This is a genomic window from Mesorhizobium sp. M7A.F.Ca.US.006.04.2.1, assembly GCF_004022915.1.
Lineage (GTDB): Bacteria > Pseudomonadota > Alphaproteobacteria > Rhizobiales > Rhizobiaceae > Mesorhizobium > Mesorhizobium ciceri.
Genome location: NZ_RZQA01000915.1, coordinates 1 through 2,391, shown reverse-complemented (window position 1 = coordinate 2,391; position 2,391 = coordinate 1). Strand labels below are relative to the sequence as shown.

Below are 2,391 nucleotides of genomic sequence, written 5' to 3'. Positions count from 1 at the left end.
GGGCCGGCTGGACGCCATCGCGGGCGATGTCGTCCAGCCGGCCCTGCTGACCGAGGAAGAGGCGAGCGATCTGCTGGCCTGAGGGTATGATCATGACGCTCGATCCGGATGCGCTGCGCGTCCTCGACATGGCTCGTGCAGCCGGCGGCAAGCCATTCGAGACCGGCAGCGTGGCGGCGGCGCGAGCTGCCTACAACGCCTCGTTCCCGACGCTGCAAGGTGAGCATGAGCCGGTCGCGACGACCTTTGAACAGCAGATCGACGGGCCGAACGGCCCCATCACTGTCCGCATCCATCGCGGCATCGACGCACTGCCGAGCGGGGCGCCGGCGCTGCTCTATCTGCATGGCGGCGGCTGGGTCATCGGCAATCTCGATTCACATGACGAGATCTGCCGCCTGATGGCCAATCTCGGCAACGCCGTCATTGTCTGCCCCGACTATCGCCTGGCCCCGGAGCACAAATTTCCCGCCGGGCTCGAGGATTGCCTGGCGACACTTCGCTTCATGGCCGAGAATGCCGTCGATCTGGGCATCGACAAGGTGCGCATTGGTGTTGCCGGCGACAGCGCCGGCGGCAATCTTGCCGCAGTGCTGGCGCTGCTCGCACGCGATGGGCTCGCTCCACCACTTGCGACGCAGATCCTGATCTATCCCAACACCGACGCGCGGCAGACATCGGACAGCTACCGGCGTTTCGGCGACGGCTTCGGCCTTACCGCGACGACCATGGCATGGTTCCGCGACCATTATGTGCGAACGCCCGACGATATCATGGACTGGCGCGTCTCGCCCTTGCTGGCGCCTGATCTTGCCGGCGTCGCGCCGGCATTCGTGGGGCTTGCCGGCTGTGACATCCTGGCCGACGAAGGGGCAGCCTATGCGGCGTGCCTGCAGGCCGCGGGCGTGTCTGTGATCCTGCGGCAATGGCCGGGCCAGATCCATGGCTTCGTCTCGATGGGACGCCATATTCCCGCCGCCCGGCAAGCGGTGGTCGAGGCGGTGACGGCCTGGCGCCACTTCGAGGGATCGACGTCGACCGGTTAGGCCGACTGACGCATCACCAGGGTGGCACCGAGCTTGACGGTGCGCGCCATGCCCTGCTTCGGCGGATCGGCCTCGTCCAGCAGGGCCAGCAGGATCTCGACGCTGCGGCCGGCCATGGCGGTGAAATCCTGCGCCATGGTGGTCAGCGCCGGACAGGTGTAGCGGCTCAGCGGATGGTCGTCGTGGGCGGCAACGCGCAGATCGCAATCGGGCCTGCGGCCGACCTTCAGGCCGCGCGAGTACGCGGCCGCCATTACGCCAAAGGCGAGACGATCGTTGGCGCACAGGATGGTGCGGCCAGGCAAGGTCCCGGCCTCCAGCATTTTTTCCGTCTGCTCGTAGCCGATGCGTTCGAAGTCCCAGGTGTAATCGCGCGCGGCCTCGATGACGGCCGGCTTGAAGCCGGCGGTCTCCATCGCGACGATGTAGCTCTCCTGGCGTTCGCCGGAGTTGTGGTTGACATGTGGGATGTCGAGATAGACCGGCGGTTCGCCCGAGCGACAGAGATAGTCGACGATGGTCGACACGCTCTGCCGGTTGTCGTTGCCGACGAACGGCGTATCGCCCTCGATATAGGTGTCGAAATAGACGATCGGAATGTCCTGCCCGAGCTTGTCGAAGACGCTGCGGTCGGAGGCCAGGCCGAGCGGGGCGATGATCGCGCCAGCCACCTTCAGCGACAGCAGCGTCCTGACCGACTCCGCTTCCAGCTTCGGCGAGCCATGCGAGGAGATGACGATCGGCCAGTAGCCTTCGTCGCGGCAACGAAATTCGATGCGGCTGACCATCTCGGCGTAGAAAGGATCGGTGATCGTCGGCACGACGATGCCGATGTTGCGGGTGCGCTTGCGGTTGAGATTGCGGGCGAAAAGGTTCGGCTGATAGTCCGAGGAACGCAGGGCGGCTTCGATGCGCGCCCGCGTCGCCGGCTTCACGCTCGCCGGATCGTCGAAATATTTGGACAGCGTCGGGCGCGACACGCCGCATGCCTGGGCGAAGTCGTCCATCGTGCGGTGCGTCTTCTCCGCCATCGATATGTTCCTGATCCCCTGCCAACGATCGGCCCCGCCCACAGTCATGCGGCCGTTGACCGGATGCGACAATGCTCGACGGAACTTATTCAGTCAATTTTCACAGTTCCCATTAGAATGCAAAAAGATTGCGTGCGTCAAATTATTTGTTAACGCTTTAAACCTGATGGCGTCAGTTCGACGAGGATAGGCTGCAGAAGCTTGCCGCTCAGCCCTCGGCTACGGGCCTGCTTGCCAAATGTCGCCATGCCGCCCATACACGGCTTGGAAATCACCCCACCCCGTTCGCCCCCCCTGCCAGGGATACCGTCCAA

General features: G+C 64.5%; 2 protein-coding genes. One reads left to right on the top strand and one right to left on the bottom strand.

The features are described from left to right. Positions 1-92 precede the first annotated feature (92 nt). Positions 93-1,046, top strand: a complete 954-nt coding sequence (locus tag EN925_RS32120; RefSeq protein WP_127370402.1) for an alpha/beta hydrolase — start codon at positions 93-95, stop codon at positions 1,044-1,046. Here the strand turns inward: EN925_RS32120 and EN925_RS32115 are convergent. Beyond that, positions 1,043-2,077, bottom strand: a complete 1,035-nt coding sequence (locus EN925_RS32115) for a LacI family DNA-binding transcriptional regulator (protein ID WP_063173610.1) — start codon at positions 2,075-2,077, stop codon at positions 1,043-1,045. The genes EN925_RS32120 and EN925_RS32115 overlap by 4 nt on opposite strands. Positions 2,078-2,391 lie beyond the last annotated feature (314 nt).

Excerpts from the sequence above, each read along its gene's own strand:
- EN925_RS32120 (WP_127370402.1), top strand. The coding sequence starts at position 93 with ATGACGCTCGATCCGGATGCGCTGCGCGTCCTCGACATGGCTCGTGCA.
- EN925_RS32115 (WP_063173610.1), bottom strand. The coding sequence starts at position 2,077 with ATGGCGGAGAAGACGCACCGCACGATGGACGACTTCGCCCAGGCATGC.